Raw genomic sequence first — 22054 nt, 5'->3', positions numbered from 1 at the left:
TGCATGACACCTAGCTATGGGGGCTTGGCGCTCGAAATTGTTGTACCGGTCTTTAACGAGGAAGCGGTACTCGAAAACAGCATCACAAGGCTCGCCGAATACTTGACGCACGAAATGCCGTCGACGTGGAAAATAACCATCGCCGATAATGCAAGCACCGATCGGACTCCGGTGATTGCCGCTCGACTCAGCGAGCACATGCCGAATGTTGAGTATCGCCGCCTTGACGTCAAAGGGCGCGGATACGCCCTGAGGGATGCCTGGGGCGCTTCCGACGCGAAGGTCCTCGCTTATCTGGACGTGGACCTTTCCACAGATCTGGCCGCGCTGCTGCCCTTGGTCGCTCCGTTGTTGTCCGGGCATTCCGACATTTCTATTGGCACTCGTCTGGGCCAAAGTTCCCGTGTAAGCAGGGGTCCCAAACGCGAATTCATTTCAAGGTCCTACAACTTCCTTCTCCGGCGGACCATGCAGGTGCGTTTCTCGGATGCCCAGTGCGGCTTCAAAGCGATCCGCGCAGACGTTGCGAAGCGCCTCCTCCCCCATGTGGAGGACAACGGGTGGTTCTTCGACACTGAGCTCCTGATCATCGCCGAGCGCTCTGGACTGCGCATACATGAAATTCCTGTCGATTGGGTGGATGACCCGGACAGCCGTGTTGACATTAAGCAGACCGCTCTCGACGATTTGCGGGGCATGGTGCGTGTCGCCGGTTCCCTGGTGAAAGGGGTAATTCCGGTAGCGGCGATATACGCCGAATTGGGTCGCCGTCCAATAGTGCCGTCGGGCCGACCCAGCTTCTTTGGCCAGGTTCTTCGTTTTGGACTGGTGGGGGCTGTCTCCACGCTTACTTTCGCCTTGCTTTACCTCGTTCTCCAGGGTCCTTTCGGGGCGCAGGAGGCAAACTTCCTGGCCCTCCTTCTGACGGCTGTCGGCAATACTGCCGCTAACCGCAGGTTCACCTTCGGGATCAGTGGTCCCGCGAAGTTGTTCACACAACAGTTTCAGGGCTTTATTGTTTTTCTACTCGCTTGGACCATAACGTCCTCGTCGTTGCTGATTCTCCATGCAGCGAGCCCTGACGCGGCCCCAAATCTGGAACTTTTGACGCTGACAGCCGCCAATATCTTTGCCACTCTGATGCGGTTTGTCCTCCTCCGGCTCTGGGTGTTCCGGGTGAGGCGTAGCGACGAGCGCCTCAAGGTCTCCGTTGCTTCAACCTTGGCACCAAGCGGTCGCATTCTCTGAACTGACTGCTTGGCCTAGGCCCTGGTTCCAACGGTGGCGTTCAGGTGCAGCCGTAAGGCGACCTTTCCAAATACCCGCAACTGGTGAAGCACAAGACTTCCGTTCGTTTATATACGGCTCCCCCACCAGCTCGATCAACTGAGGAAGAAGGCAATCGACGTTGTCCATTTCAACGATTTCCGGACCAAAGCCGGGAGATATTACGCCGCGTTGGAAGAGCCGTTGGGGTTTCCGGTTGACCGCTGAACTCCAACGATTCTGGCGCGGCCCCGCCCAGGACCCCTCATGGGAGCGCCCCGCCCTAGTTTTTCTCCTGGCGTTCAATGCAGTTCTATACAGCTGGAATTTGAGCATTAATGGATGGGCCAACTACTTCTACAGCGCCGCCGTGCAAGCCGGCGCGATTGACGCCAAAGCGTTCTTCTTCGGTTCTTCAGACTGGGGCAACTCGATTACGGTGGACAAGCCGCCCCTCAGCCTTTGGATCATGGGACTTTCTGTCCGCTTGCTGGGTTTCAATCCCACAGCCATGCTGATTCCTCAGGTGTTTATGGGGGTCCTAACGACTCTACTCGTCTACCTAATCTTGAAACGCTGTGTCTCCAGCATGGCTGCACTCTTCGGCGCAGTGGTCTACTTCACCACTCCAATCGTCACGCTGATGTCCCGGTACAACAACCCCGACCCGCTACTGTTGCTGCTAATGGTGGCCGCTGCGTGGTGCGTGCTCCGCAGCATTGAAACCGGACGTGGGCGCTTCTTCATTATGGCGGGCGCCTTATTAGGTTTAGCCTTCATGACCAAGCAGTTGCAGGGACTACTAAATGTACCGGCCCTTGGCCTGGCCTTCGTCCTGTTCAGCCCACAAGCGTGGCCGAAACGGCTAGCAACGACAGTCGGCGGTATCACCGCACTGCTGGTCACTGGGGGTCTTTGGATGACGACGGTGGACCTGATTCCCGGTGATCACAGACCGTATGTGGGAGGTTCGCCCTCCAACAGTGTTCTACAACTTACGTTTGCCTACAACGGTGTTGATCGAATTATCAGCAACGGCGCGATGCCCGAAGCCATGCAGGTCCCGGCCCGCTTCCGCACCGTCGACAGCGATGCAGGACTCTTGAGACTGCTGAACGCAAATTACAATCAGGAGGCATCCTGGCTATTGATTAGCGCGCTGCTCGGTATCGGTTTATTGGCAATTCACTGGAGGAGTCTCTCCCGGTCCGGGACTATTCGCCCTCTGGCCTTACTGTCAGGAGCTTGGCTTTTCACAGCATTTTTTCTGCTGAGCTTTATGGGAGAGCAGATCCACACCTATTACACCGCGGCCTTGGGACCGCCATTGGCCTTGGTACTGGGGCTTACGCTAAACACCCTAATCGCCAAGCGGAATTCGTTGCTTACTCGTCTTGGTGGGGCTGTCATAGCTATCGTTGCCCTGCTAACAGCCTGGCTGGTGCTTGGAAGCGCCGAGTGGCCAAATTGGATACCACCAATTGTCCTTGGCGTTGGACTCGCTGCAGTTGCGGTACTCGTCGTCAAACCCCCGGCAATCAGAATCGAGCGCGGCGCCGCGGCGCTTCTTGCTATAGCGATGTTGATTGGCCCCGTCATCACGTCTGTTACCAACGTGACTGTTGGTTTCAATGGGTCAAATCCGCTTTCGGGAGTGCTCTCCAAGAATCCCGCGAGCATCAGCCACCTAATGGCTTCGCTACGAAAAGGAGAACTCGCCTGGGGACATGACATTGCTTTCGGTCGCACCCCTGACCCCAAGGTCGTTGAGACTTTAGCCAGCACCAGTGACTGCACTTGGGCAGCGGCTACTTACGCCAGTCAAACGGCAGCTAGACTCCAGCTGGAATCTAGTCGCGCCGTCATGCCGCTGGGAGGCTTTTCTGGGAGCGACCCCACCCCCACTTTGGAGAGCTTCAAAGAGAAAGTAGGGGCTGGAGAGATCTGTTTCTTCATTCAGCAGGAGGCCTTCCTCGAAGTACAGGCAACCGACAGCGAGTCAACGGCAATCTCAAGCTGGGTTGAGGAGAATTTCTCCTCAGAAGTGCTCGACAACACGACGGTGTACCGGCTGACGACAAACTAAACAACCGAAAACAGAAGCCCGCCCCACCATGCGGCGGGACGGGCTTCTGTGTAAGCGGATTTAGCGCTTGGAGTACTGCTGAGCCTTGCGGGCCTTCTTGAGGCCGGCCTTCTTGCGCTCGATAACGCGGGCGTCGCGAGACAGGTAACCGGCCTTCTTCAGGGTGGCGCGGTTGTTCTCGACGTCGATCTCGTTCAGCGAACGGGCGATGCCGAGGCGCAGTGCACCGGCCTGGCCGGAGATGCCGCCGCCGTGGATGCGGGCGATGACGTCGTAGGCGCCTTCGAGATCAAGGATCTTGAAGGGCTCGTTGACGTCCTGCTGGTGCAGCTTGTTCGGGAAGTAGTTGTCCAGCGCACGGCCGTTGATGGTCCATTTGCCGGAGCCGGGCACAACGCGGACGCGTGCAACGGCTTCCTTGCGGCGGCCAACAGCTGCGCCGGCAACGGTCAGGGCCGGGCGCTCCTTCTTCGGCGCAGCGGCGTCAGCAGCTGAGCTTTCAGAGGTGTAGCTGGTCAGGGTTTCCTCAGCCTCAACGGCTTCGGTGGTCTCTTCGTTCTGAGCCACGGTTCTCCTTGTATAGATAAGTTGTTTGGTGGCCAGGACTACTGGGCGACCTGGGTGATTTCGAAAGTCTTGGGCTGCTGGGCGGCGTGCGGGTGCTCAGCACCGCGGTAAACCTTCAGCTTGCCCAGCTGCTGTGCAGCGAGGGAGTTCTTGGGGAGCATGCCCTTGATGGCCTTCTCAACGGCGCGGACCGGGTTGGATTCCAGGAGTTCCGCGTAGTTGACGGAGGTCAGGCCGCCCGGGTAGCCGGAGTGGCGGTATGCGCGCTTCTGCTCCAGCTTGGCGCCGGTGAGGGCAACCTTTTCAGCGTTGATGATGATGACGAAGTCGCCCATGTCCATGTGGGACGCAAAGGTGGCCTTGTGCTTGCCGCGCAGCAGGATTGCGGTCTGGCTCGCGAGACGACCAAGGACAACGTCTGTGGCGTCAATGACGTGCCACTGGCGGTTGATATCGCCGGGCTTCGGGGTGTACGTACGCACGGTGTTTGCCTCGTTCTTGTTCTGGCGTTCTTTTTTAGGTGTCACTAGCTCGTGCACCTACTATCTGCGCGCTACCGGAACAGAGGTGAGGGCTCTATGTAACCAGTCATCCTGTGGTTCCGAATGTGCACGTTGAGTAGTTATCCTGCAACCGGATTCTCAAGCGGGCACGCACCATCGGAATAGGACACGCACAACGACTCCCAAGATTAGCGCGTTAAGGGGTTCAGGGTCAAAATGGGGTAGCCGGAGGTTGCCCAAGCGCTCCTGGCCTGACAGACGCAGGGGGGGTCGCGTGGTTGCATCGGGTATAGACGGTTCCATCGCGTGGCTGCTGGTCGCCGCAGCCGCCCTCTTAGGGCTAGTTCTCTCCCCCCTTGCCGAGAGCCTCATCGCCAAGCGACTTCCCCGGCTGGGCGGCCTTCCTACTGTCCCTGTCAGAATTTCGACGGCGGCAATTACGGCCGTTCTTTGCGTCGCCTTTAGTTTGCGGTTCGGCTTGGGGTTTGCCCTGCCGGCTTTCCTGTTCCTGGCAATTCTCGGCGTGCAGCTGTCGCGGATCGACATCGCCCTGCATTTGCTGCCCAACCCGCTCGTACTAATACTGCTTGCCGGCGGCTTCTTTCTCTTGCTGATGCCAGGGCTGCTTAATATGCAGGCCGATGACCTGCTTCGTGGGGCGCTCGGAGCCCTGATTCTGTTCGTTGGCTACCTCATTTTGGGCCTTATTTCCCCGGGCGCCATCGGAATGGGCGACGTAAAGCTCGCCGCTCCTGTCGGCCTGTACCTCGGGTACCTAGGGTGGAGCCAGTTGCTATATGGGGGCTTGCTCGGCTTTCTTCTCAACGGAGTGGTCACCTTGTTCTACTTGGGTCGAAAAGGGCGAAAACAAGCCGCAGAAGTACCTCATGGGCCTTCAATGATCGCTGCCACAGCAGCAATGGCGCTACTTTCCGCCTAGCCGCACTTGGCAAAACCCGGCACCACCTATTTGGGCTCGTGACAGGCCAACCAAGTAGTACGCCGCGTACTCGCCTGACCCCCTGAGTACTACCCGGTGTTTTCAAGTACGTACTTTTCACGTCTCCTCGAAAATTCGAGTACAACTACGCATTGTTGCCCATGCCCCTCACTGACAATCTTTTCTTAGCGAAGTCCAGCCGCTAAGGAATTATGGGGGCAGCTGGAAATTCGTTGAAATTAACTAAATCCATTTCACCGAATTAAAGGAAATTACAATGACTGCACTTATGGTCTCGATGATGGCTCTCGTCGCCGGCATCAAGGATCGGTTCGAATCCGAAAAGGGCGCAACGGCCACGGAGTACTCGCTGCTGGTCGCATTCATCGCCTTGCTCATCATCGTCGGCGTTACTGCCTTCGGCGGCGCGCTGAACACCTGGTTCACCAACCTCGGCACTCGGGTCGGCGGTTGGTAGACCCTGCCCCGATGCAGGTGCGCCACGACCAGCGGGTTCCTGTGACGTGGCGCACCTGCATCCACCGGCGGTTTACACGGGTCATCCGTCTAAGGCTTCAACCAACAAATCGATTGGGGAGATCAGTCGCCGCTACTGCGACGGCAGATCGCTGACAAAGGAACAGAAATGACTCCATCTATGGTCTCAATACTCGCCTATGTTGCTGGTATCAGAGAACGATTCGCTACAGAAAAGGGCGCCACCGCCACCGAGTACTCGCTCTTGGTTGCGTTTATCGCTCTGCTCATCATTGTCGGCGTTACCGCGTTTGGCGGTGCACTCAATACCTGGTTCACCAATCTCGGCACCACTGTCGGCGGCTGGTAACCCGCATCCGAGGAGTGTGCCGCCCCACCTGCAGTGGAAGCGGCACACTCCTGTCGATCCGATAAATCCTCGGGGGATCCGTTGAAGAAGACCCGCAAAGAAAATAGGGAGCACAAGAGTCGTGGTGCCATTGCCGTGGAGTTCGCACTGGTGGCCCCCGTGTTGCTGGCCCTCGTCACCGGCATCGTCGAGTTTGCCAATGCCTACAACGCTCAAATCTCAGTTACCCAAGCAGCGCGTGAGGCTGCCCGCACGATGGCCATTAAGAACAGTCAATCCGATGCCAAAGCGGCAGCCGCTGATGGGGCGCCGGGAATCAACTCCTCAGCGTTCGCGTACTCCTTCAGTCCCGCAACCTGCACTCCCAATGCCACAGCCAAGGTGACTATCAGTTACCCGGCTGCCACCTTAACGGGACTCTTTGGCAGCTCAGTAACCCTCACCGGAGTAGGAGCGATGCGATGCAATGGATAGCTAAAGATTCCGATCACAAAGAGCGTGGAGCTGCCGGAGTCATGGTGGCGGCGATGATGGTGGTACTCATCGGCGCCGGCGCCCTGGCTGTCGACACGGGGCAGATATACGCCGAACGGGCGCAGTTGCAGAACGCAGCGGACGCGGGGGCCCTTGCAGGCGTGGATATCTGCTCTGTAGCCGGTGGCTGCACGCAAGCTGACGCCAATGCAGTTGCGGAGGCCTTGGCCGACAGCAACTCTAACGACAACAAGACCACGGTTCAGTCCGTTGACCTTTCAGTTGCCGGCCAGGTTACCGTAACTACTTCGACGAAGAACGGAAACACAGGCGCCGGCTTCCTCAGCAAGATGTTTGCCAGCGCGTTGAACGCACCTCCCGTTACAGTCGGTGCGACCGCAACGGCCAAGTGGCTCTACCCCACAAAGGGTGTCACCGTCCTACCCATAACGTTCGCCCCATGCGAGTTCAAGGAGGACGGACTCCCCCACAAAATTCTCACCCAAGGCGGCGGCAGCGGAGCCCAGGACTGCAATGGGCTCAACCCGTCGAACCAGATCATTCCCGGCGGTTTCGCATGGCTCAAACCTGACGGCTCCACGGGATGCAATGTCACTGCGGAAGTCGGCGAGTGGAGCGAGACGAGCGCTGGAGCTGCTGTTCCCAACGGCTGCATAGATCTCTTCAACCCGTCCCTGAATCCCTCTCTGGCAAATTCGACCGTGGCACTACCCGTTTACAAGTACACCTGCGATGGAATGCCCGCAGCGCAGTTCGGCACCTGCAACGGAAGCTCCGTTCAGTACTTCATTGAGAAGTGGGCGGGATTCAAAATCCAGGCCTGGAACTTTTCTGGTCAAGCGAAATACGACCCGACCAACGTATTCGGTGGAAGCGAGAAAGGTCTCTATGGGACTTTCGTCGGCTACTCCGCCGATCCGGCCCTCTTCACCGGAGGCACCACCACCCCCACGGGCAACGTCGTTGTCCTTGGGCTGATCAAGTAAGAATCATCAAAGGGGAAGACAGTGAAAGCACGCCTACTGGGAGGCATCGCCGCGCTAGTTATCGCAATAACCGGCACAGTCCTTCTTATTACCTACGTACAATCCGCGGACGCCCGTGCCATGGCTGGCACCGAGACCCAAGAAGTCTTCGTCGTTCAAGCCGACATAGCTGCAGGAACTCCGGCAAGTGAAATAGGCGGGGCGGTCGTAAAGAAGCCGCTGCCTAAGTCAGCAGTTACTGGAGACAGCGTTACCGATCTTGCGGAACTGGGCTCGAAAGTAACAGGTGTGTCCCTGGTCCCCGGAGAGCAGCTGTTGTCCAGCCGGTTGGTAGAGCCGGAATCTTTCCTGGGACCGTCCAGGGTTGCCGTACCCGAAGGTATGCAGGAGATCTCGCTCAAACTGCCGATTGAACGGGTAGTGGGCGGAAAGATAACGGCCGGCGACACCGTCGGTGTCTTCATTTCCCTGACGGACTCAACCGGAGACGGCGAGAGTGCCACTGAGTCAGCTGGTACCCAGCTGACTTTCCATAAAGTGCTCGTCACCGCCGCCCAGTTCAGCAACGGGAGCCCAGCTCAGCCTGATGCAGCAAAAGAAGGGGAATCTGACGGCGCCCTCAGCTCCAGCGAGAATCAGAGTGACGGCACGTACCTCATCACTGTTGCCCGCAACTCCGTAGAAGCCGAGCGCCTCGTATACGCTGCCGAATTCGGCAGGATCTACCTTTCCAAGGAACCAGCCGAAGCCACCGAGGGTAACACCGGTGTCGTGGACAAGACGAAGGTATTCCGATGAGCCGCTTTGTACTCATAACCGCAAATACGGATTTTGAACGCCGGGTTCGGATGGCAACAGTCGGCATGCCTGGCTCGCTCCAGTACTTCCAAGCCGACTACCTCCCGCAGGGCCCTGAAGAAGTTCTCAGGCAGCTGCTGGGGGAACCTCCCGAGGTATTCATCCTCGGTCCGGGCCTACCGGCGGACGACGCCCTGAAGTTCGCCGCTGTCATGGACTTGCAGTATCCGGAGATCAGCATGATCCTGGTCGCTGGAGAGTCATCAGAAGTCGCGATTCAGGCCATGCGGGCGGGCGTTCGCGACCTTCTGGATCCGACGGCCGAAGTGGACCACATCCGGGTCATCGTGGAACGAGCCAGTCTGGCCTCAGCCGGCCGCAGGCGGGGCCTGGCACCAAGCAGCTCCGAGCACCACGAACACTCCGCCGGCGGGCGCATTATCGCCGTCATCTCTCCCAAAGGAGGCGTTGGCAAAACAACCGTGGCAACGAACATTGCGATAGGACTGGGGAAGGTTGCACCAATGGGTGTAGTCATCGTCGACCTCGACCTCCAGTTTGGCGACGTTGCGAGCGGGCTCATGCTGGAGCCTGAGCACACCATTACGGATGCTGTTGTGGGCGCTGCCAGCCAGGATTCCATGGTTCTAAAGACCTACCTGACAGTTCATCCAGGGGGAATCTACGCGCTGTGCGCGCCAAAGAACCCGGTCGAAATGGACAGGATCAGCGGAGAAAATGTCAGTCATCTACTGTCCCAGCTGCGCCAGGAATTCCAGTACGTGGTCGTTGACACTGCACCTGGACTCGGGGAGCACGTTCTGGCCACGCTGGACATGGCCTCCGACGCCGTATGGATTTGCGGCATGGACGTTCCCAGTATTCGCGGACTCCGCACTGGCAACCAGATTCTTGCGGAGCTGAACCTGCTGCCTGAACGGCGGCACGTGGTGCTCAACATGGCTGACCGCAGAAGCGGACTGACCCTTCAGGATGTCGAAGCAACCATCGGCGCGCCGGTGGATGTCGTACTCCCCCGTTCGAGGACCTTGCCATTCTCAACCAACAAGGGTGTACCGCTGCTTCAGGACGGCACCAGGGATCCTGCCATTAAGGGCCTTCGGCAGCTCGTTGAGCGCTTTAAGCCCAATTGGGAAGAACGACCACACAAGAAGTTGCACAGAAGGGCGGTTGTCCAGTGAACCTCTCACGCAGGCTGGAAAAGGTGCGCGGTACTGAGTCAACCGCACCAGCAGCTGAAGCTGAGCTGCAAAACGCGTTCATGTCCGCAACGGGCACTCTTGAACCGGCCACTCTTGGGCGGATACATGAGGCGAAATCCGCGGAAATAGCCGAAGTTGTTGAGCTAACCCCGACGGCTGCTGTGGCCAGCGGCGCCCTCAGCGCATTGAAGGAACGTGCTAGTCAGGCGCTTTACGAGCGACTCGGAGCGCGCATCACTGACTCATCGCTTGAGGAGGCAGAGCTCCATCAATATGTAAAAGACGAGCTGAAAATCGTAGTCGACGAAGAGCAGGTCCCCCTCACATCCACCGAACGGCAGCGGCTGATCCGGGAGATCATTGACGACGTTCTTGGCCACGGCCCCATCCAGCGCTTCCTGGATGATCCGTCTATTTCCGAAGTCATGGTGAACCGTTTTGACCAGGTCTACGTGGAGCGCGCTGGCAAGCTGACACTCACCGACACGAAGTTTGCATCCGACGACGCACTGCGTCGGGTGATCGAACGTATTGTCTCCAAGGTTGGACGCCGTATTGACGAGTCTTCTCCCTTGGTGGATGCGCGTTTGGCTGATGGCTCCCGCGTCAACGCAATCATCCCGCCGCTTGCGGTCAACGGACCGGCATTGACCATCCGAAAGTTCGGAGGCGATGCGCTCACAGTACAAAAGCTGATTGGGTTTGGCAGCCTGTCTCCTGAAATGGCAGAACTTCTCCAGGCCTGCGTGCTGGCGCGGATGAACATCATCGTTTCTGGCGGCACGGGCACCGGCAAAACTACTTTGCTTAATGCACTTTCGTCCTTTATCCCGGCTTCGGACAGGATCGTCACCATCGAGGACGCGGTGGAGCTCCAGCTCCAGCAGGACCATGTGGTCAGGTTGGAGAGCCGGCCGGCAAACATTGAGGGCAAGGGGGAGGTTGCAATCCGCGACCTCGTCAGGAACTCACTACGCATGCGGCCTGACCGAATCGTAGTAGGCGAAGTCCGTGGCGGTGAATGTCTCGATATGTTGCAGGCCATGAACACCGGGCACGACGGTTCCCTGTCGACCGTCCATGCCAACTCACCCCGGGACGCGATCGCCCGCCTGGAGACTCTGGTTCTGATGGCCGGTATGGACCTGCCGCTTCGGGCAGTAAGGGAGCAAGTGGCTTCAGCCGTGAACCTCATCGTCCACATTTCCAGGCTTCGTGATGGAACCCGGCGAGTCACTCACATCACGGAGGTTCAAGGCATGGAGGGCGAGATCGTAACCCTCCAGGACGCTTTCGTCTTTGACTACTCAGCCGGCGTAGATGCAAGCGGACGTTTCCTGGGGAAGCCCATTCCGACAGGCGTTCGCCCACGGTTCACAGACCGGTTTATTGAGCTAGGGATCCACGTCTCACCCCACATTTTTGGGGCCGACCAGATTAGGGGTCGATGACAGTGGCAGTCGACACTCCTGTTGCAATGTTCATGGCTGGCCTGTTCCTGGTCTACGTTTCACTGGCCCTGGTATTCGTAGTTGTGTGGAGAGGGAGGTCCGGCGTCCCCCTCTCGCGGAGACGCCCGGACGTTGTCCAGCACTCTTCCAGCCTGTCCCGCTTGACCAACCAGGCCGTAGGGGTCCTGAACCGGGGTCTCAAGAAGCGGCCTACCGGTATCTTCAACAGGGAAAAGCTGGAGCAGGCCGGTCTGAACAAGGATCCGGGAGATTATTTATTGATGGCGGGGGCCATCACATTGGTGGCGACGGTGCTGGGCTTCTTCCTTGGCGGCCTTGGAATAAGCATCCTCGCGTTTATCATGGCTCCGATCCTCCTTTACGTTGTCCTCAACTTCCTCATCTCCAGGCGCCGAAAGACGTTCGACTCGCAAGTACCGGACACGCTGCAAATGTTCTCCGGCGGTCTTCGTGCAGGCCACAGCTTGCTACGTGCCATCGATGCAGCCGCGCAGGAAAACGATGGACCAATGGCCGAAGAGCTTAGCCGTATCGTCAACGAAACCAGGATCGGCCGCGATCTGGGTGAGTCCATGGCAGATGTTTCGCGGAGGACGGCCAGCGAGGACTTCTATTGGATTGCTCAAGCCATAGAAATTCACCGCGAAGTGGGTGGCGATCTGGCGGAGGTACTGGACCACGTCGGAGAGACGATCCGCGACCGAAACCAGGTAAAAGGCCAGGTTAGGGCCCTGAGCGCGGAAGGAAGAATCTCCGCCATGGTTCTCATGGCATTGCCTATCCTGATGTTCATTGGACTGGTGACGTTCAACCCGACGTACGCGCGGGTGTTCACGACGACCTTCATCGGATTTGTCATGCTGGCCGCCGCTATCGCACTTCTCTCTACCGGCGGGCTTTGGCTCAGCCGCATCATCAAGCCAAAGTACTAGGGGACACGACATGCAACCCATCGCTTTAGCAGCAATCTTGGCAATTATCGTTCCTATCTCCGGCATGGTCTGGCTGTCTTTCACGGGAGATCGCGCAGGAATGCGTCGAATAAGAGCCAACCTCGGCGGCCGCCCCAGCCAAGCCGTGCAATCCGTCAACATCAGCCAGCAGTTAACGGATCTGTCAAAGCGCATCACGCCCAGGAGCTACGAGGCCTGGCTGGACAAGCAGTTGGCGGGTGCGGGTCGGCCAAAGCAGTGGCCGCTTGCCCGGATTCTCATGGTCAAGCCCCTACTCGCTTTTGGTGGCGCAATTCTTGGCCTCCTGGTCTTCATGGGCGCACCCTCCGCCGGCAGGTTCGCGATCGCGGTAGTCATCGTGGCACTGGCATACTTCATTCCCGACCTTCTTATCCGCAACCGGGCCCAAAAGCGGCGGGAAGAAATCCGGCTTGAACTCCCCAATGCCTTGGATCAGATGCTCATATCCGTCCAGGCCGGCCTCGGGTTTGAGTCAGCAATGGGCCGGGCTGGCGAGAACGGGCGAGGGCCATTGGCGGATGAACTCATCAGGACGCTGCAGGATATTCAGGTCGGACGCTCGCGCAAGGAGGCATATCTGGCTCTTGCTGAACGAGTGGATGTGCCGTCAGTCCGCACATTCGTTCGGGCTGTGGTCCAGGCCGACACCTACGGCATTGCCATCGCCGGTGTCCTCAAGACACAAGCGAAGGATATGAGGATCAAACGCCGGCAGCTTGCGGAAGAACACGCGATGAAGATGCCAGTCAAAATGCTGTTCCCGCTCATCTTCTTCATTCTTCCCACTCTGTTCATCGTTCTGCTGGGGCCAGCCGTGCTTCAGATCATGTCGGTGTTCTCGTAGGTGCAGCATGAATCTACATAACATTCTGAGCCAGGATCGTCTTCGCAGGGCGGTCACGAAGGTCATTACGGAACAACGCGGGTCCACGGCAACGGAATACGGAATGCTTGTTTCATTCCTGGCACTGGCCTTGGTCATCGGCGTCACGGCTTTCGGTCAAGCGCTCAACCTTCACTACCAAAGCCTTGCCACGGCACTACGAGCAGCTTTAGGCATCCCTTAGCCTCTCCATGAAATCGCGCCGCCAGGCGCCCCACATACCGGACCCCCTCGGCACCCAGAACCGAGGGGGTCCGCTTGTGTGCTAGGGCCCCGCGAAATCCAGCGTTAGCGCAGCGAGGACCCATCAATAGCGCAGGAGAAATACACCCTGTAAAGCCTTTACGCAGGATGCTCCAAGATCCGGGATTAGTGGCAAAACGGGTTGCTAACTTCGTTTCAGTGCTGGTGCAGGGCCAGCCATCCGTCTCGCTCAGGAGTACAAAATGCTTTCTCTTTACACCAACCTCATGATCCGCCTCCGCAGCGAAGAGAAGGGCGCAACCGCTGTTGAATACGGCATCATGGTCGCCCTCATCGCCGTCGTCATTATTGTTGCCGTCAGCACCCTCGGTGGGCAGCTCGGAACTATGTTCAGCGGCGTCTCAACCGACATCGCCAACCCGCAGACCACTACCGTTCCCACCGTCCCTTAGGACCGTCCGGTTCCGGCCCCCCATATTGGAACCGCACCGCCTCAAAGAAGCAGGCACAGAACACGAGTCATTCAAGAGGAGGTGCAGCAGGTGTCAAACGATTCGGAACGCGGTGCAGCCGCCGTCGAATTCGCGATCCTGCTGCCCCTCCTCTTGATGCTTGTCCTGGGCACCATCGAATTCGGCCGCGCCTACAACGCCCAGATCACCCTCACCAACGCCGCCCGCGACGGCGTCCGAGTGATGGCCATCGGCAACGATCCGGCCGGAGCCAAGACCGCCGCCAAGAACGCCGCGGCATCCGTCAGCACCAGCATCCTCGCCACGGACATCACGCTCAGCACCAACGCGTGCAGCACGGGCGCCCAAGTGACCCTCACCATCAAGTACAACCTCTCCACCATCACGGGCATTGCCGGCCCCTTCCCGATGACCGGCAAGGGGGTCATGCTGTGCGGAGGCTGACCGAGGACAAAGCAAACGAAAATGGCGCCATCAGCGTCATCGTCGCCATCCTCATGGTGACCCTCCTCGGCTTCGTGGCCATCGCCGTGGACGTCGGGATGATCTACTCGGAGCGCGCACAGCTGCAGAACGGCGCCGACGCCTCGGCCATTGCCCTCGCGCAGAAGTGCGCACGCAATGCAGCGGATCCGGTGTGTTCCACAACATCCACCCTCGCCACCAGCCTGGCCAACCAGAACGCGCTGGACGGCATGAGCAAAGTGCACACCATCGAGCTCGACACCACCGCCCGGAAAGTCAGCGTCACCACCTCCGCCAAGGAACCAGGCGGCACCGACAACTCCGTCTCCCTCTTTTTCGCGGACGTCCTCGGCGTTCCCACCAAAGAAGTGGGCGCCCGGGCATCGGCCATCTGGGGAAGCCCCAAGGCCGGCCGCACCGCATTCCCCCTGGCATTCTCCGTCTGCCAGGTCAAGGACAACATCGGCGCCAGCCTCCAGCGCCTCCAGGAACACGGAAAGAACGTCAACGCTGACTGCAACTACGGCCCGTCCGGCGCCGCAGTGGAGGGCGGCTTCGGCTGGCTGGTCCAGGACGCCGGAAAGTGCGGCGGCACCATCGACCTCGCCGTCAGCGAAGGCGGCAGCGACCCCGGCAACAACGCTCCCGGCAACTGCACCACCGAACTCAACCGCTGGGCCAGCGACATCACCGCCGGCCGTGAAGTCATCGTCCTCCTTCCGGTGTTCAACAAGGTCACCGGAACAGGAAACGGTGCCGTCTACGGGCTCGTCTCCTTCGCAGCTTTCAAAGTCACCGGCTGGAAATTCAGCGGCGAATCATCCCTCCCCTACACCTTCCAAAACAGGGCTTCTACGACGACGGGCGTCACCACCGCCACGGAATGCCGGGGTGAGTGCCGCGGCGTCATCGGCAGCTTCGTCAAGTACGTCTCCCTCGCCGACGGCTACACCCTTGGACCCGTGGACGAATACGGCGCCACCATCGCCCGCCCCACCCTCTAGCCACACCAAATATTCAGGAGCTGAAAGTGAAGTCTCGCCTGCTCGCCGGAACGGCCGCGGTTGCCCTGGCGCTCGTGGGAGCCCTCCTCATCCTCTTCTACGCGAACGGCGCCGATCAGCGCGCCCTCGCATCCACCGAACCCGTGGACGTCCTGGTGGTCAAGACCGCCATCCCGGCAGGCACCCCGGTCAACGACATGGCCGCCTCTTTGGTCGTCGAGAAGGTCCCGGCAGCAGGAAAGTCCGACAGTGCCCTCAGCACCCTGGAGGGCAAGGCCAACACCGTCAGCGCAGTGGACCTTGTCCCGGGCGAACAGCTCCTGAACGAGCGGCTTGTCGCTCCCGCAGACGTCAAGGCACAGGGCGCCGTAGAGGTCCCCGCCGGACTTCAGGAAGTCTCCTTTGAAGTCGAGCCCAAGCGGGTAGTGGGCGGCAGGATCGACGTCGGGGACCACGTAGGCATCTTCCTCACCTTCGACGCTGGCGCCTACAAGGCCAAGACCGACGACCCCACCACCCAGATGACAGTCCGCAAAGTCCTCGTTACCGCTGTCCAGCGCGCGCCCCAGGCCGCGAGCGCGGAGAAACCGGCTGACGGCTCGGATCCTGCGGACACCACCCTCCCGGAGGGCTCGCTCATGCTCACCGTCGCAGTCAACGATGTCGACGCCGGCAAGATCGTTTTCGCCTCCGAGTTCGGCAGGCTGTGGCTCACCAAGGAACCCCTAGACGCCCAGGACAACGGACCCCGGATCGAACGCAAGGAAGTGGTCTACAAGTGAGCCGGTTCGTCCTCCTCTCCCCCAGCGCCGAGTTTGACCAGAAACTGCGCGCCGCCGTCGCCCACGGCCTCCGCGGCTCCGTCCAGACCATCGCCTCGGACATCCTCCCCGCGGGCCCCGCCGAACTGTTCGCCCTCCTCAACCAGGAGCAGCCCGAAGTCCTGATCATCGGCCCGGACGTCCCCTACGAGGAGGCGCTGCGGTTCGCCAAGGTCTTCGACGTCCAGCTCCCGGGCCTCAGCCTGGTGCTGGTCAGCGACATCGACCCGTCCTTCCTGGTCCACGCCATGCGCGCCGGCATCCGGGACATCCTCAGCCCGCAGGCGGACGCCGCCGAGATCCGCGTGCTGCTGGAGCGGGCCTGCCAGTCCTTCGCCACCCGGCACCGGAGCCCCGAAACACAGGCGGCGGACAACGGCGGCAAGGGCCTGGTGATCGGTGTCTTCTCGCCCAAGGGCGGCGTCGGCAAAACCACCCTCGCCACGAACATCGCTATCGGCCTGGGCCAGATCGCCCCCATGAGCGTGGTCATCGTGGACCTTGACCTGCAGTTCGGCGACGTCGCCTCCGGCCTGTACCTCAACCCCGAGCACACGGTCACGGACGCCGTCACCCCCGCGGCCGCCCAGGACTCCCTGGTCCTCAAGGCCTTCCTCACCGTGCACCCCGCCGGGATCTATGCACTGTGCGCCCCGCCGAACCCGGTGGACGCGGACCACATCACGCCGGAGCAGATCACCCGCCTGCTGGAACAGCTTGCCCAGGAATTCCAGTACGTGGTCCTGGACACCGCCCCCGGCATGCCCGAAATCGGCCTGGCCGCCATGGAACAGTGCACCGACGTTGTGTGGGTCAGCGCCATGGACATCCCCAGCCTCCGCGGCCTGCGCTCGGGCCTTGAGGTGCTCCGCCAGCTGGAGATCATGCCCGAGTCCCGGCACGTGGTCCTGAACATGGCGGACGCCAAAGCCGGCCTCAACGTCCGGGACGTCGAGTCCACCATCGGCGCCCCGGTGGACGTCAGCGTTCCCCGGTCCCGCGCCGTGGCCCTGTCCACCAACCGCGGCATCCCCGTCCTCCAGGAATCCAAAAAGGACCCCGCCGTCAAAAGTCTCCGCCAGCTGGTGGAACGCTTCAACCCGGCGTGGCGCACCCAGACCCAGCGGAAGCTGCACCGAAGGGTGGTCATCTGATGAAACTCTCCGAACGGATCAGCGCGGTCCAGGACCGGAACCAGTCCGCCGGCAGCAATGTAGCCGTGCTCGAACCACCGCGGCCCGCGGCTGCCCCGGCCAGGACCGGGGAGAGCGAGCCGCGGCACCTTACCGCCGCTCCCGCCGTCGTCATTCCAACGTCCGACGCCGGTGCCTCCCCAGTGCCTTCAGCTCCTGCAGTGCCCAAGGCACAGTCCGTGGACGTCTTCGCCGCCATGAAGCACCGCGCGGCCACCGCGCTTTTCGAGCGGATGGGCGCGCGCTTCAACGACGCGACGGCCACCGAGCACGAGCTGCGGAGCACGGCCAAGGAGGAGCTGACGCGGATCATCGACGCCGAACAGGTTCCGCTGACGCCCGAGGAACGCACCCGGCTGGTCCAGGATATTTCCGACGACGTCCTGGGCTTCGGCCCCCTCCAGCGCCTGCTGGACGATCCCGCCGTCACCGAGATCATGGTCAACCGGATGGACCAGATCTACGTTGAACGCAAGGGCAAGCTGACCCTGACGGAGTCCCGCTTCAGCTCGGAGGACCACCTGCGCAAGGTCATCGAGCGGATCGTCTCCAAGGTGGGTCGCCGCATCGACGAGTCCTCCCCGCTGGTGGACGCCCGCCTCGAGGACGGCTCACGCGTCAACGCAGTCATCCCTCCGCTGGCCGTGGGCGGCTCCTCACTGACCATCCGTAAATTCAGCAAGGTCCCCCTCACTGTCCGCAACCTGATCGACTTCGGCACCCTCACCCCCGAGATGGCCGAGCTGCTCAACGCCTGCGTCAAAGCCAAGCTCAACATCATCGTCTCCGGCGGTACCGGCACCGGCAAAACCACCCTTCTCAACGTGCTGTCCTCCTTCCTGCCCGCGGACGAGCGGATCGTGACCATCGAGGACGCCGTGGAACTGCAGATCCAGCAGCAGCACGTGGTCCGGCTCGAAAGCCGCCCGCCGAACACCGAGGGCAAGGGCGAGGTCACCATCCGCGAACTGCTGCGGAACTCGCTGCGCATGCGCCCGGACCGGATCGTGGTGGGCGAGGTCCGTGGCGGGGAATCGCTGGACATGCTCCAGGCCATGAACACCGGCCACGACGGCTCCCTCTCAACGGTCCACTCCAACTCCCCCCCGGGACGCGGTGGCCAGGCTCGAAACCCTGGTGCTCATGGCCGGCATGGACCTGCCGCTGCGCGCCATCCGCGAACAGATCGCCTCCGCCGTCAACCTCATCGTCCAGATCTCCCGGCTCCGGGACGGCTCCCGCCGCATCACCCACGTCACCGAAGTCCAGGGCATGGAAGGGGACATCGTCACCCTCCAGGACGCCTTCGTCTTCGACTACTCCGCCGGCGTGGACGCCCACGGCCGCTTCCTCGGCAAGCCCGTGGCCACCGGCATCCGGCCACGCTTCATCGACCGGTTCGAGGACCTGGGCATCCACGTCTCCCCCGGCGTGTTCGCCGGACCGCAGACGGCGGTAAGCCAGCCCACGGCCGGCCAGAACCACGGCGGACGGTGACGGCCGCCATGATCCTTGCTGCCGGAACCGCCATCCTCCTCACAGCCGTGACCCTGTTCGGCGCCGCGGTGCTGCTGCCCAGCGCGCCGGACGTGCCGCTGGACCGCCGTCGTCCTTTTGATCCCGAACCTTCCTCTTCCCTGACGCGTTTGGCGCTCTCCGCCGTCCGGTCCTTCGAGCGGCTCCTCGCCGGCCGGAACATCTCCCTCTTTGCCCGGCCCGAGCTTGAGAACGCCGGGCTCCGGCTCAGCCAGGCCGAATTCTTCCTGCTGGTGGGAATCGGCGCCGGCGTGGGGATGCTGGTGGGCACCGTCACCGTGGGACCCCTGGTGGGGCTCCTCCTGGCGCTGCTGGCGCCCTTCATCGGAAAACTCGTCCTGGGATTCCTGGCCGGAAAACGGCGGGCCACCTTCGACAGCCAACTGGGCGACACGCTCCAGCTCCTGTCCGGCGGCCTCCGCGCCGGGCACAGCATCCTGCGCGCCATCGATGCTGCGGCGGCAGAATCCCAAAAGCCGACGTCGGAGGAAATGCGGCGCGTGATCACGGAAACCAGCCTGGGCCGGGACCTGCTCGCCGCCCTCAACGACACCGCGGACCGGATGAAGAACGAAGATTTCGTCTGGATCTCCCAAGCCATCCAGATCAACCGCGAGGTGGGCGGCAACCTGGCCGACGTCCTGGACCAGGTCAACGAAACCATCCGCGAGCGCGCCGAAATCAAGGGCCATATCAAGGCCCTGGCGGCCGAGGGCAAGTTCTCCGCCTACATCCTCATCGCCATGCCGTTCGGCATCGTGGCCATGCTGTTGGCGGTGAGTCCGAACTACATGAACTCCATGTTCACCCACCCCCTGGGCTGGGCCATGATCGGGGCCTCGTTTGTCCTCATGACCATCGGTGCGCTGTGGATGCGCAAGATCATCGACCTGAAGTTCTGAGGAAGCCATGAACCTGACCGTTCTCCTCTCCGTCCTGCTGGTCTGCGTCCCCCTGGCCGGACTGGCATGGTCTGTCCTGACGGTGGACAAGCAGGGCCGCGTCGCCGTCAACGATCTCCTGTCCCGCGGTGCCGCACCCGTGGCTGTTGCCGCCTCCGGCAAACCCGGGATGTTCGAAGGCATCGGCCGGCGCCTCACTCCCCCCGCCTATGTCGCCTTCCTTGACCGGCTGCTGGCCCTCGCCGGCCGGCCCGCCTCGATGCCGCTGGGCAAGGTCCTCGGTTCCAAGCTGGGGATAGGCCTTGCGGGCATCACGGTAGGCATCTACCTGACTGCCATCGGAAGCACCCCGCTGATGAAGCTTTCAGGCCTTTTTGTCCTGTTCCTGGGCTACTTCATCCCGGACCTCCTGCTCTACAGCAAGGGGCAGGAACGCCAGAAGGTCATGCAGCTGGAACTGGCCAACACCCTGGACCAGATGCTGATTTCCGTGGAGGCGGGCCTCGGCTTCGAAGGCGCCATGGCCCGCGCAGGGGAAAACGGCAAGGGCCCGCTGGCTGAAGAACTGGTGCGGACCCTGCAGGACATGCAGGTGGGCCGCAGCCGGCGTGAGTCCTATACCTCCCTGGCCGAACGGACCAGCATTCCGGAGCTGCGCAGCTTTGTGCAGGCCGTGGTCCAGGCGGACACCTACGGCATCGCCATCAGCCGGGTGCTGCGGGTGCAGGCCAAGGTCATGCGGGTAAAGCGGCGCCAGCGGGCTGAGGAGAAGGCGATGAAACTCCCGGTGATGATTCTGTTTCCGCTGCTTTTCTTCATATTTCCGGTTCTCTTTATCGCCATTCTTGGGCCGGCCGTCATCAATACCGTGGTGACTTTCAGCGGACAGTAAAGCCAACGCACTACCGCCTGAAAGATCGCTCAAGGTTTCCACAGGATCCCCCGAAATAGGACAACGGAAGAATTTCAGGAAGTAGCCTTGAACAATGCACAGTCAAGATCCCGGCACCAGCCGCGAGGCCGCCGCTGCGGGCTCCCTGCCGCCAGGGATCGCTTCAGCTGCCGGGACCGCGCTGCCACAGGAACCGGCCGGTCACTTGCCGCTCGTTGACGCAGCCGTCCTTGAAGAGCTGGAAGACGAGCTGGCCGGCTCCGGCCTCGCCCAGCGGTTCGCCCGCGACTATGCCGCCATGTGGGACCAGCGCTACGCCCGGCTGGCTGCGGCGGTGGACGAGCAGGACAGCGCCTCCGCCCTGGACGCCGTCATCAGCCTCAAGATCACTTCCGCCATGGTGGGCGGCCTGCGGCTGGCGAAACTGGCGGAACTGCTTGAGTCCGTGATCCGCCTGGGCGACTTCGGCCAGGGCCAGGCGCTCATGGAACGCGTGGCCCAGGACGGCGGGCAGACGGTCACCGAGCTCCAGGCCACCTACATCCTGGAAAACGACTGAGCCCGCCTACTCTTCAAACGGCCTGCTGGGGGCCAGCCGGTAGCCCACGCCGCGGACCGTCTGCAGCCAGCGCGGGGACAGCTGGTCCTCCTTGAGCTTGCGCCGCAGGTTGCCCACATGGACTTCGACGGCGCGTTCGTCTGCTTCGCTGATGTACGTGTCGTCGTCGTAGAACTCGCCGCGCACTGCCCGCACAAGGTCAGCCCGCGTGCACACCGCACCGCCGCCCCGGAGCAGCACGTGGAGCAGGTCGAATTCGCTCCGGGTCAGCCCAAGCGGTTCGCCTTTGATCTCCACTGTCCGGGTTCGGTGGTTCAGGGTCAGGCCGTTATGCTGCAGGACAGCCGAATCGTGGCTGACCGGCGCTGCGGCCGCCGTGGCAGGTGTTCCCCATGCCGGCGCGGGCCTTTGCCCATTAATTTCATGCCGCGGCCGGCGCATCATGGCGGCCACCCGTGCCCGGAGCTCCCTGGGCCGGAAAGGTTTGGCGATGTAGTCGTCCGCTCCCGCGTTGAGGGCAGACAACAGGTCCGGCTCCTCTGTCCGGCCGGTCAGCATCACCACGTAGGCGTTGCTGAAATGGCGGATCCGCCGCAACACTTCAAACCCGTCGATGTCCGGAAGGCCGATATCCAGCGTGACAACATTGGCCTGTTTGCTGCGGACCACTTCCACGCCGGCACGTCCGTCCACCGCTGTATGCACTTCGAATCCCGCCTGGGTCAGCACTCCCTCAAGGAGGTTGCGGACATCGGCATCGTCTTCAATTACTACAGCCACACCAAGTTCATCCATTGATATCCCTGTGCCAGGCGGACATGGCCCCCCATCAGCCCAGCGCCAATGCCATACCCGCTCCAACCATTTATACGCTACTAGTAAGCCCTGCTGATCACATCCTTTTCAGCAGTCATTTTGGAAAGTCAATTACTATGACAAGACATGTGGATTATGAGACGAAAGGA

23 protein-coding genes and 1 pseudogene are annotated in these 22054 nt (G+C 61.1%); 21 read left to right on the top strand and 3 right to left on the bottom strand.

The features are described 5' to 3' along the window. Positions 1 to 3: 3 nt before the first annotated feature. Positions 4 to 1248: a bifunctional glycosyltransferase family 2/GtrA family protein gene (locus tag IEX43_RS06915; RefSeq protein ID WP_188809638.1), complete on the top strand. Its 1245-nt coding sequence runs from the start codon at positions 4 to 6 to the stop codon at positions 1246 to 1248. A gap of 160 nt (positions 1249 to 1408) precedes the next feature. Beyond that, the gene (locus tag IEX43_RS06910; RefSeq protein ID WP_188809637.1) at positions 1409 to 3352 is read left to right on the top strand and encodes an ArnT family glycosyltransferase; all 1944 of its coding nucleotides are present in this window, start codon (positions 1409 to 1411) and stop codon (positions 3350 to 3352) included. Positions 3353 to 3412: 60 nt separating this feature from the next. On the opposite strand, the gene rpsI is transcribed toward IEX43_RS06910, so the two are convergent. Together rpsI and rplM are read right to left on the bottom strand one after the other, a co-directional pair. Further along, positions 3413 to 3919, bottom strand: coding sequence for a 30S ribosomal protein S9 (gene rpsI / locus IEX43_RS06905; RefSeq protein ID WP_050684362.1), 507 nt, complete (start codon positions 3917 to 3919; stop codon positions 3413 to 3415). A gap of 38 nt (positions 3920 to 3957) precedes the next feature. Further along, the gene (gene rplM / locus IEX43_RS06900; protein WP_015937805.1) at positions 3958 to 4401 is read right to left on the bottom strand and encodes a 50S ribosomal protein L13; all 444 of its coding nucleotides are present in this window, start codon (positions 4399 to 4401) and stop codon (positions 3958 to 3960) included. Between the two features lie 295 nt (positions 4402 to 4696). Between rplM and IEX43_RS06895 the strand changes: the two genes are divergently transcribed. From IEX43_RS06895 to IEX43_RS06800, 19 genes and pseudogenes are all read left to right on the top strand, one after another. Further along, positions 4697 to 5362 carry a prepilin peptidase gene (locus IEX43_RS06895; RefSeq protein ID WP_188809636.1) on the top strand — a complete coding sequence of 222 codons (666 nt, stop codon included), beginning with the start codon at positions 4697 to 4699 and terminating at the stop codon, positions 5360 to 5362. A 277-nt stretch (positions 5363 to 5639) separates the two neighbouring features. Further along, entirely contained in the window at positions 5640 to 5840 is a 201-nt protein-coding gene (locus tag IEX43_RS06890; RefSeq protein WP_188809635.1) for a Flp family type IVb pilin, read from the top strand. Positions 5841 to 6008: 168 nt separating this feature from the next. Continuing rightward, positions 6009 to 6209 (top strand): Flp family type IVb pilin, encoded by a 201-nt coding sequence (locus IEX43_RS06885; protein WP_188809634.1) that lies wholly within the window; start codon positions 6009 to 6011, stop codon positions 6207 to 6209. 81 nt (positions 6210 to 6290) lie between these two features. Then, positions 6291 to 6683: a TadE/TadG family type IV pilus assembly protein gene (locus IEX43_RS06880; protein WP_188809633.1), complete on the top strand. Its 393-nt coding sequence runs from the start codon at positions 6291 to 6293 to the stop codon at positions 6681 to 6683. Beyond that, on the top strand, positions 6671 to 7690 hold the full coding sequence (locus IEX43_RS06875) for a TadE/TadG family type IV pilus assembly protein (protein WP_188809632.1): 1020 nt from the start codon (positions 6671 to 6673) through the stop codon (positions 7688 to 7690). The genes IEX43_RS06880 and IEX43_RS06875 overlap by 13 nt, the downstream gene beginning before the upstream one ends. A 21-nt stretch (positions 7691 to 7711) precedes the next feature. Continuing rightward, complete coding sequence (gene cpaB / locus IEX43_RS06870; RefSeq protein ID WP_229666345.1) at positions 7712 to 8488, top strand: Flp pilus assembly protein CpaB; 777 nt, start codon at positions 7712 to 7714, stop codon at positions 8486 to 8488. Continuing rightward, on the top strand, positions 8485 to 9690 hold the full coding sequence (locus tag IEX43_RS06865) for an AAA family ATPase (protein ID WP_188809631.1): 1206 nt from the start codon (positions 8485 to 8487) through the stop codon (positions 9688 to 9690). Before cpaB (IEX43_RS06870) ends, IEX43_RS06865 begins: the two co-directional genes overlap by 4 nt. Further along, positions 9687 to 11162 carry a CpaF family protein gene (locus tag IEX43_RS06860; protein ID WP_188809630.1) on the top strand — a complete coding sequence of 492 codons (1476 nt, stop codon included), beginning with the start codon at positions 9687 to 9689 and terminating at the stop codon, positions 11160 to 11162. The genes IEX43_RS06865 and IEX43_RS06860 overlap by 4 nt, the downstream gene beginning before the upstream one ends. Then, complete coding sequence (locus IEX43_RS06855) at positions 11159 to 12115, top strand: type II secretion system F family protein (protein WP_188809629.1); 957 nt, start codon at positions 11159 to 11161, stop codon at positions 12113 to 12115. The genes IEX43_RS06860 and IEX43_RS06855 overlap by 4 nt, the downstream gene beginning before the upstream one ends. 10 nt (positions 12116 to 12125) lie before the next feature. Further along, on the top strand, positions 12126 to 13001 hold the full coding sequence (locus IEX43_RS06850; protein ID WP_188809628.1) for a type II secretion system F family protein: 876 nt from the start codon (positions 12126 to 12128) through the stop codon (positions 12999 to 13001). Between the two features lie 485 nt (positions 13002 to 13486). Continuing rightward, the gene (locus IEX43_RS06840; protein WP_188809626.1) at positions 13487 to 13696 is read left to right on the top strand and encodes a Flp family type IVb pilin; all 210 of its coding nucleotides are present in this window, start codon (positions 13487 to 13489) and stop codon (positions 13694 to 13696) included. A gap of 90 nt (positions 13697 to 13786) precedes the next feature. Then, complete coding sequence (locus tag IEX43_RS06835; protein ID WP_188809625.1) at positions 13787 to 14161, top strand: TadE/TadG family type IV pilus assembly protein; 375 nt, start codon at positions 13787 to 13789, stop codon at positions 14159 to 14161. Continuing rightward, the gene (locus IEX43_RS06830; protein ID WP_188809624.1) at positions 14149 to 15186 is read left to right on the top strand and encodes a TadE/TadG family type IV pilus assembly protein; all 1038 of its coding nucleotides are present in this window, start codon (positions 14149 to 14151) and stop codon (positions 15184 to 15186) included. Before IEX43_RS06835 ends, IEX43_RS06830 begins: the two co-directional genes overlap by 13 nt. Positions 15187 to 15212: 26 nt before the next feature. Then, a complete protein-coding gene (cpaB, locus tag IEX43_RS06825) occupies positions 15213 to 15968 on the top strand; it encodes a Flp pilus assembly protein CpaB (RefSeq protein ID WP_188809623.1) in 756 nt (251 codons plus the stop codon). After that, entirely contained in the window at positions 15965 to 17161 is a 1197-nt protein-coding gene (locus IEX43_RS06820) for an AAA family ATPase (protein WP_188809622.1), read from the top strand. Before cpaB (IEX43_RS06825) ends, IEX43_RS06820 begins: the two co-directional genes overlap by 4 nt. Next, positions 17161 to 18697 (top strand): annotated as a pseudogene (locus IEX43_RS06815) (CpaF family protein). The gene IEX43_RS06820 and the pseudogene IEX43_RS06815 overlap by 1 nt, the downstream one beginning before the upstream one ends. Positions 18698 to 18705: 8 nt before the next feature. Then, complete coding sequence (locus IEX43_RS06810) at positions 18706 to 19638, top strand: type II secretion system F family protein (RefSeq protein ID WP_188809756.1); 933 nt, start codon at positions 18706 to 18708, stop codon at positions 19636 to 19638. Positions 19639 to 19645: 7 nt separating this feature from the next. Next, complete coding sequence (locus tag IEX43_RS06805; protein ID WP_188809621.1) at positions 19646 to 20530, top strand: type II secretion system F family protein; 885 nt, start codon at positions 19646 to 19648, stop codon at positions 20528 to 20530. Positions 20531 to 20624: 94 nt separating this feature from the next. After that, positions 20625 to 21089 carry an Hpt domain-containing protein gene (locus IEX43_RS06800; RefSeq protein WP_188809620.1) on the top strand — a complete coding sequence of 155 codons (465 nt, stop codon included), beginning with the start codon at positions 20625 to 20627 and terminating at the stop codon, positions 21087 to 21089. A 6-nt stretch (positions 21090 to 21095) separates the two neighbouring features. On the opposite strand, the gene IEX43_RS06795 is transcribed toward IEX43_RS06800, so the two are convergent. Continuing rightward, positions 21096 to 21884 (bottom strand): response regulator transcription factor, encoded by a 789-nt coding sequence (locus IEX43_RS06795; protein ID WP_188809619.1) that lies wholly within the window; start codon positions 21882 to 21884, stop codon positions 21096 to 21098. Positions 21885 to 22054 lie beyond the last annotated feature (170 nt).

This window comes from Pseudarthrobacter polychromogenes, assembly GCF_014644495.1.
In the GTDB taxonomy this organism is placed as follows: domain Bacteria; phylum Actinomycetota; class Actinomycetes; order Actinomycetales; family Micrococcaceae; genus Arthrobacter; species Arthrobacter polychromogenes.
This window is presented reverse-complemented; position numbering and strand designations above follow the sequence as displayed.

Bases quoted from the DNA above. Each gene is read 5' to 3' on its own strand.
- IEX43_RS06850 (WP_188809628.1), top strand. From the start codon at position 12,126: ATGCAACCCATCGCTTTAGCAGCAATCTTGGCAATTATCGTTCCTATC.
- IEX43_RS06875 (WP_188809632.1), top strand. From the start codon at position 6,671: ATGCAATGGATAGCTAAAGATTCCGATCACAAAGAGCGTGGAGCTGCC.
- IEX43_RS06795 (WP_188809619.1), bottom strand. From the start codon at position 21,884: ATGGATGAACTTGGTGTGGCTGTAGTAATTGAAGACGATGCCGATGTC.
- IEX43_RS06810 (WP_188809756.1), top strand. From the start codon at position 18,706: ATGATCCTTGCTGCCGGAACCGCCATCCTCCTCACAGCCGTGACCCTG.
- IEX43_RS06800 (WP_188809620.1), top strand. From the start codon at position 20,625: ATGCACAGTCAAGATCCCGGCACCAGCCGCGAGGCCGCCGCTGCGGGC.
- IEX43_RS06855 (WP_188809629.1), top strand. From the start codon at position 11,159: ATGACAGTGGCAGTCGACACTCCTGTTGCAATGTTCATGGCTGGCCTG.
- IEX43_RS06865 (WP_188809631.1), top strand. From the start codon at position 8,485: ATGAGCCGCTTTGTACTCATAACCGCAAATACGGATTTTGAACGCCGG.
- IEX43_RS06885 (WP_188809634.1), top strand. From the start codon at position 6,009: ATGACTCCATCTATGGTCTCAATACTCGCCTATGTTGCTGGTATCAGA.
- IEX43_RS06840 (WP_188809626.1), top strand. From the start codon at position 13,487: ATGCTTTCTCTTTACACCAACCTCATGATCCGCCTCCGCAGCGAAGAG.
- IEX43_RS06805 (WP_188809621.1), top strand. From the start codon at position 19,646: ATGAACCTGACCGTTCTCCTCTCCGTCCTGCTGGTCTGCGTCCCCCTG.
- IEX43_RS06890 (WP_188809635.1), top strand. From the start codon at position 5,640: ATGACTGCACTTATGGTCTCGATGATGGCTCTCGTCGCCGGCATCAAG.
- IEX43_RS06915 (WP_188809638.1), top strand. From the start codon at position 4: ATGACACCTAGCTATGGGGGCTTGGCGCTCGAAATTGTTGTACCGGTC.